Source organism: Methylosinus sp. Ce-a6 (genome assembly GCF_009811655.1).
GTDB lineage: Bacteria > Pseudomonadota > Alphaproteobacteria > Rhizobiales > Beijerinckiaceae > Methylosinus.
Window position 1 is genome coordinate 212,483 of record NZ_BGJX01000004.1, and the last position, 6,906, is coordinate 219,388.

Annotated in this window: 6 protein-coding genes and 1 tRNA gene; 5 read left to right on the forward strand and 2 right to left on the reverse strand. The window is 66.8% G+C overall.

All coding sequences use genetic code 11. From position 1 onward, the window contains the following. Nucleotides 1-13: 13 nt before the first annotated feature. Complete coding sequence (crcB, locus tag Mspo_RS04720; RefSeq protein ID WP_159727313.1) at nucleotides 14-397, reverse strand: fluoride efflux transporter CrcB; 384 nt, start codon at nucleotides 395-397, stop codon at nucleotides 14-16. 246 nt (nucleotides 398-643) lie between these two features. On the opposite strand from crcB, the gene Mspo_RS04725 reads away from it, so the two are divergent. From Mspo_RS04725 to Mspo_RS04745, 5 genes are all read left to right on the forward strand, one after another. Beyond that, nucleotides 644-1,258, forward strand: a complete 615-nt coding sequence (locus tag Mspo_RS04725; protein ID WP_244613134.1) for a PilZ domain-containing protein — start codon at nucleotides 644-646, stop codon at nucleotides 1,256-1,258. Between the two features lie 93 nt (nucleotides 1,259-1,351). Then, a tRNA-Arg gene (locus Mspo_RS04730) sits at nucleotides 1,352-1,428 on the forward strand. 78 nt (nucleotides 1,429-1,506) lie between these two features. Then, on the forward strand, nucleotides 1,507-1,833 hold the full coding sequence (locus Mspo_RS04735) for a hypothetical protein (RefSeq protein ID WP_159727315.1): 327 nt from the start codon (nucleotides 1,507-1,509) through the stop codon (nucleotides 1,831-1,833). Between the two features lie 100 nt (nucleotides 1,834-1,933). Further along, complete coding sequence (locus tag Mspo_RS04740) at nucleotides 1,934-3,475, forward strand: efflux RND transporter periplasmic adaptor subunit (protein ID WP_159727317.1); 1,542 nt, start codon at nucleotides 1,934-1,936, stop codon at nucleotides 3,473-3,475. After that, nucleotides 3,472-6,645, forward strand: a complete 3,174-nt coding sequence (locus tag Mspo_RS04745) for an efflux RND transporter permease subunit (RefSeq protein ID WP_244613136.1) — start codon at nucleotides 3,472-3,474, stop codon at nucleotides 6,643-6,645. The genes Mspo_RS04740 and Mspo_RS04745 overlap by 4 nt, the downstream gene beginning before the upstream one ends. 30 nt (nucleotides 6,646-6,675) lie before the next feature. Here Mspo_RS04745 and Mspo_RS19700 read toward each other — a convergent pair. Then, nucleotides 6,676-6,906, reverse strand: a 231-nt coding sequence (locus Mspo_RS19700) for a hypothetical protein (protein ID WP_210252807.1), incomplete at its 5' end; no start/stop codon positions are given.

The following is a 6,906-nucleotide window of genomic DNA, read 5'->3' on the forward strand; positions in this document are numbered from 1 at the left end:
GTCCCGGTCGCGCTCACGTCAGCGTCCTCACGATGAAGAGTCCGAGGAAGAGCGCGCTTATGGAGAGGCCGACGGAACCGCCGACATAGAGCCCGGCCCAGAGCGGATCGCCCCGCTCGATCAGAGTGACGGCGTCGAGCGAGAAAGCGGAGAAAGTCGTATAGCCGCCGAGCACGCCAGTGGTCACGAACAGGCGCATCGACTGCGACCACCCCGTCCCCGCCTTGAAGGCGAAATAGCCGGCCGCCAGCCCCATGGCGAGAGAGCCGGTGACATTGATGATGAAAATGCCCCAGGGCAGTTGCGCGCCGAGCCAGCGCTGGCACCAGATATTGACGAAATGCCTGAGGAGTCCGCCCAATCCGGCCCCGAGAAAGATGAGAACAAGCGCGCGCATGGATCGCCTTCTAGCGCAAGCGGGCTCCCGCGTCACGAAGCGCGATCGCGCCAATTGCGGCGCTTCGATTCAAGCCGGATTTACGTATCGGCAGTAAAACGTGTAACCTCTACGTGACGGCGCGCGCGCCGCCACGTTGAACCTGTTGAGATTGCTAAATCTTTTACCGGTCGTGCAGCGGCCGAAACTCGTCAGCGCTCCGGTCCATGCGGGACTGGCGGGCGCCGCGCATGTGGAGCGACGGCCGTGAGACGATCTGATCTGCGCCTGAAGCAGGAGGAGGAGGAGCGCCTCGCGGCCGAGACCGTGGCCGAGCCGCGATTCGACGGTCGTTTCTTCTTGCCGCCCGACCAGCGCCGCTATCCCTGCCGCACCATCGACATGTCGTCGGAGATCGTCGCGCTGCGCAGCGATTTTCGCCCCACGGTGGGCGACAAGGTCACCCTCGATCTCGACCGTTGGGGCTGTTTCGAAGGCTCCGTGATTCGTCGCTTCGACGGCGGTTTCACTCTGGACCTCGAGCTATCGGATCGGCCGCGCGCCCATGTCGCGATGCAATTCGCCTGGCTGACGCGTCATTTCGCGCCGAACGGCGCGCAATACCGCTCCCATGAGCGGCTTCGTCCCAAGCAGCGCTTCACGACCTTCACCGTGGCGCAGGTCATTTTGCCCTGCGAAATTCTCGATCTGTCGCGCAGCGGCGCGTCGCTGCGCACCGAAGTGCGGGTTCCGCCCGGCGAAAAAGTCACGATCGGGAAGCGAACTCAGGCGGAGGTCATCCGCCAGACCGAGGACGGTTTCGCCGTCCGCTTCCGCCGCCTGTTGCCGCTCGAGATTTTCGACGAGGACATAGAACTCTGAACGCGCGACGAGACAATGGGCGAAAAGCCCGAAAGCCGCTCGACCCCGATTGCAGGCGCAGCCGGGTTGCGATAGTGAAGATGCAGGACCCACGCGCCCGTAGCTCAGCTGGATAGAGCGCTGCCCTCCGAAGGCAGAGGTCAGAGGTTCGAATCCTCTCGGGCGCGCCATTCCCTCCGGGAATGGGCCGCCCTTATGCAAAGAGGGTTCGAACGAAGTTCGAACCGGCGCGCCAGTTGGAAGAGGCCATGCTTCGCCTGCTCCGCAATATGCTGTCCCTGCTCGCTCTGGCCTCGCTCCTCCTCGGCGGACCGACCGCGCGCGAGCGCCATTCTTGCGAGGGGATGAGCGCGGCGGCCATGGAGGACTGCCATAAGTCAGGCGGCGGCAACGCCTCGCTGGCTGCGGATGACTGCGCCGCCCTTTTCTGCGCGCAGATGCAGGCCGCGCCCGCTCCGCCCGAAGCCGCGAGCCCCTTTCGGACGCGCCTCGCCTGCGCGCCCATCGCGCCGCCGAGCGACGCCGATCTCGCCGGCCTGATCGCCCCGCCCGATCTTCGACCTCCGATCGCCTGAAGCCGCCTTCGCCGCCGGCCTCCCGCTCGCGCGGGCGCCGCGAATTTTTCCAGCGACTTTCAAAGCGATTCGCCGCGAGAAGCGGCCGGAGACCGATTCCATGCCTCCCTATGCACCCTTCGTCGGCGCGCTCGCGCTCGCCGCGAGCGTGACCGCGACCATGTTTCACACGTCCCCTTCCGACGCCGTCCAACCGGACCATCCGCCGGAACGCATGGAGATGGACGATCCCATTCTCTTCTATCGCGACCCGATGGACGGCCCGGAACTCTCGCGCCATCCCAAAAAGGACGGCATGGGGATGGATTTTCTGCCCGTGCGACGATCGCAGATCGCGCCGCTCCTCGGCAGGCTCCCTGCGCCGACGCCCTCCCGCGAGGAGCCGCTCTTCTATCGCGATCCGATGGGCGGCGCCGACATCTCGCTCGTCCCGCGCAAGGACGGCATGGGGATGGATTATCTGCCGGCGCGGCCCGCCGATCTGCGCGCGATCCTCCCCGAGCTCTCCGCGCGGCCGCCGGCGCCGGCGCCGGCGAAACGCATTCTCTATTATCGCAATCCGATGGGCCTGCCGGACGTGTCCGCGACGCCGAAGAAGGATTCGATGGGCATGGACTACATGCCCGTCTATGAGGGCGAGGCCGGCGACGAGGACGGCTCGGTGCGCATAGCGCCGGGAAAAATCCAGCGAACGGGCGTGCGCTCGGAGCCCGTGCGGCGCCGCGCGCTCGCCGCCAAGATACGCGTTCCCGGCGTCGTGCAGGTCGACGAGCGGCGCGTCGCCGTGGTGGCGACGCGCTCCGAGGCCTTCATCGAGAAGGTCTTCGACGCGACGACCGGCGCGCGCGTCGACAAGGGCCAGCCGCTCCTGCGCCTCTACTCGCCGGCGATCGCCGCCGCCGCGGCGGATTATCTCACTTTCTCGGGCCGGCGCGCCAATGACCCGGCGCTGCTCGAAGGCGCGCGCCGCAGGCTCGAGACACTGAATGCGCCGCCGGAATTCATCGCCGAAATATCGCGCCAGCAGCGCGTGCCGACGAACATCTCCTGGCCCGCGCCCCGCGGCGGCGTCATTCTCGAGCGCAACGCTGTCGACGGAATGAAGGCCGAGCCGGGGCAGGCGCTCTTCCGCATCGCCGATCTCTCGGTGGTCTGGGTCCTCGCCGACGTCTCCGAGCAGGACTATGCGCGCCTGCGCGTCGGCCAGAGCGCCCGCATCACCGCGCGCGGCCTTCCGAACCGAGTCTTCGCCGGCGATGTGACCGTCGTCTATCCGCAGATCAATCGCGAGACCCGCACCGCGCGCGTGCGCGTCGAGCTCGCCAACGCCGATCTCGCCTTGCGGCCGGACATGTTCGTCGACGCCGAAATCCTCGCCGACAACAAGGACGAGCTCGTCGCCGCGCCCGAGAGCGCGGTGATCGAGACCGGCAAACGCTCGCTCGTGCTCCTCGACAAAGGCGACGGACGCTTCGAGCCGCGCGAGGTGACGCTCGGCCGGCGCGGCGAAGGCTTCGTCGAGGTCAAGAGCGGCCTCGACGAAACGGACCGCGTCGTGACCGCGGCCAATTTCCTGATCGATGCGGAAAGCAATCTGAAGTCCGCGCTTCATGCGCTCGAGGGGACGGAGACGGCGCGATGATCGGCCGTCTCATCGCCTGGTCGGCGCGCAATCTCATGCTCGTCTTCATCGGCGCCGGCTTTGCGATCGCCGCCGGCGTCTATGCGCTGCGAACGCTGCCGCTCGACGCGCTTCCCGATCTCTCCGACGTTCAGGCCATCGTCTACACCGAATATCCGGGGCAGGCGCCGCAAGTCGTCGAGGATCAGGTCACCTATCCGCTCACCAGCGCGATGCTGACCGTGCCGCGCTCCAAGGTCGTGCGCGGCTTCTCCTTCTTCGGCGTCTCCTTCGTCTATGTCATTTTCGAGGATGGCGTCGACATCTATTGGGCGCGCTCGCGCGTGCTCGAATATTTGAATGCGGCGTCCAAGAAGCTTCCCCAGGGCGTGACGCCGACTCTCGGCCCCGACGCCACCGGCGTCGGCTGGGTCTATCAATATGCGCTCGTCGCCAAGGAAATGACCCTCGCCGAGCTGCGCTCGATCCAGGATTGGACGCTGCGCTACGGCCTCTCCAAGGCGGAAGGCGTGGCCGAGATCGCGAGCGTCGGCGGCTTCGTCAAACAGTACAACGTTATCGTCGATCCCAATCGGCTGCGCGGCCTCGGCGTCTCCTTGAAGCAGCTGCGCGAGGCGATCCGCGCCAGCAACGCCGACGTCGGCGGGCGAACCATCGAGCTCTCCGAGTTCGAGTTCATCGTTCGCGGTCGCGGCTATCTGAAGAGCGCCGCCGACATAGAGCATATCGGCCTGCGCGCCGACAATGGCGCGCCCCTGCTGCTGCGCGACGTCGCCCGCGTCGAGCTCGGGCCGGACGAGCGGCGCGGCGTGGCCGAGCTCGACGGCGAGGGCGAGGTCGCGAGCGGCATAGCCTTGCAGCGCTATCACGCCAATGCGCTCGACGTGATCGATAATGTGAAGGCGGCGCTCGCCCGCCTCGCCTCGGCGCTGCCGAAAGGGTTGGAGATCGCCACCGTCTACGATCGCTCGCAGCTCATCCATGCGGCGATCGAGACGCTGCGCCGCACGCTCGTCGAGGAGAGCGTCATCGTCGCCCTCGTCTGCGCGCTGTTTCTCATGCATCTGCGCAGCGCGCTCGTCGCCGTGCTCATGCTGCCCGTCGGCGTGCTCGTCGCCTTTGCGGCGATGAAGGCGATCGGCCTCGGCTCCGACATAATGAGCTTAGGCGGCGTCGCCATCGCCATAGGCGCCATGGTCGACGCCGCGATCGTGATGATCGAGAACGCGCACAAGCATCTCGAGCGGGCTCCGCCGGAAAAGCCCCGCGTGGACATATTGATCGAGGCCGCGACGGAGGTCGGGCCGGCGCTGTTCTTCAGCCTGCTGGTCATCACAGTGTCCTTCCTGCCGATCTTCACGCTCGAGGCGCAGGAAGGGCGCCTGTTCGCGCCGCTCGCCTATACGAAAACCTTCGCAATGGCGGCGGCGGCGCTCCTCTCGGTGACGCTCGTGCCGGCGCTGATGGTCGTCTTCGTGCGCGGCAAGATCGCGCCGGAGGCGAAAAATCCGGTCAATCGCGCGCTGATATTCCTCTATCGGCCGATCATCGCTCTGGTGCTGAAGGCGAAGACCGCGACCATTCTCCTCGCCATCGCCGCGCTCGTCGCGACGATCTCTCCGGCGCGCCGCTTGGGAAGCGAGTTCATGCCCCGGCTCGACGAAGGCGCGCTTCTCTATATGCCGACGACTCTGCCCGGACTCTCCGTGACCAAGGCGGCGGAGCTGCTGCAGACGCAGGACCGCATCATCAAATCCTTCCCCGAGGTGCAATCGACCTATGGCAAAGCCGGCCGCGCGGCCACGGCGACCGATCCGGCGCCGCTCGAAATGTTCGAGACGGTCGTCACGCTGAAGCCGAGGGAGTCGTGGCGGCCCGGCATGACGACCGACAGGCTCATCGCGGAAATGGACGCGGCCCTGCAGTTTCCCGGCGTCTCCAACGCGTGGACGATGCCGATCAAGGCGCGCATCGACATGCTCGCGACGGGCATAAGAACGCCGATCGGCGTGAAGATCTTCGGCCGCGACCTCACGCAGATGGAAGAGCTCGCCCGCCGCGTCGAGACCGTGCTGAAGCGCGTTCCCGGCACGGCCAGCGCCTATGCGGAGCGCGTCAATGGCGGCTATTTCCTGGACATCGTCCCCGATCATGCGGCGCTCGCCCGCTATAATCTCATGATCGGCGACGTGCAGGAGGTGATCGCCACCGCGCTCGGCGGCGAGACGATCACGACGACCGTCGAAGGCCGCGAGCGCTACGGCGTCACCATACGCTATCCGCGCGACTTCCGCTCCGACCCGCAGGCGATCGCGCATGAGGTTCTCGTGCCGCTGCCGCGCGGCGGCGCCGTGCCGCTGGGCGAGGTCGCGAGAATCGATCTCATGCGCGGCCCGACCTCGATTCGCACCGAGAACGGCCAGCTCGCGGTCTATGTCTTCGTCGATGTGCGCGACCGCGATCTCGGCGGCTATGTCGAGGAGGCGCAGAAAGCCGTCGCGCAATCGATCGAATTTCCCGCCGGCGCCTATGTGACCTGGAGCGGCCAGTTCGAATATATGGAGCGCGCCAAAGCGCGCCTCGCCATCGTCGCGCCGCTGACGCTCGCGATCATCTTCCTGCTGCTCTATCTCAATTTCCGCCGCTTGACGGAAACCTTGATCGTCATGGCCTCGCTGCCCTTCGCGCTCGTCGGCGGCGTTTGGATGATGTGGCTCTCGGGCTTCGACATGTCGGTCGCGGCGACGGTCGGCTTCATCGCGCTCGCCGGCGTCGCCGCCGAGACCGGCGTCGTCATGCTCATCTATCTCGATCAGGCCCGCGAGGAGATCGCCGCCGAGCGCGCCGCGCAGGGCCGCCCCTTCACGCGCGCCGATCTGCATGAGGCGATCATGCGCGGCGCGGTCGAGCGCGTGCGCCCGAAGATGATGACGGTCACAGCCATCATCGCGGGCCTGCTGCCGATCCTCTGGAGCTCGGGCGCGGGCTCGGAGGTGATGCAACGCATCGCCGCGCCGATGATCGGCGGCATGGCCTCCTCGACGGTGCTGACGCTCATCGTCATTCCGGCGATCTATGCGCTGGCGCAGGAGACCTCTCGCTCGCGGCGGCGCGCCGCTGCGAGCGCGGGCTCGAGCGCGCCGTCGGCGGACGAATTGCGGCCAGATTAGTCGGCGGCGTCCGCTCATTTGGAAGGAGCGTCATTCCCGACGCTCGCACAGCAGCGATCGAGAATCTCGAGCAACAGGCGGAGCCTTCTTGTCGTTGATCTGGATTCCCGGTCGGGCCGTCGGCCTGCCGGGAATGACGACGCCCTCAATGACGACGCCCTTGCAGCTCGAGGCGACGCAGCCACAGGGGAATCGGGTGAAGGATTTCAGGCGGCGACGAGACTTGCGAGGAAGTCGTCGTCCCAGGCGGCGGTCATGCGC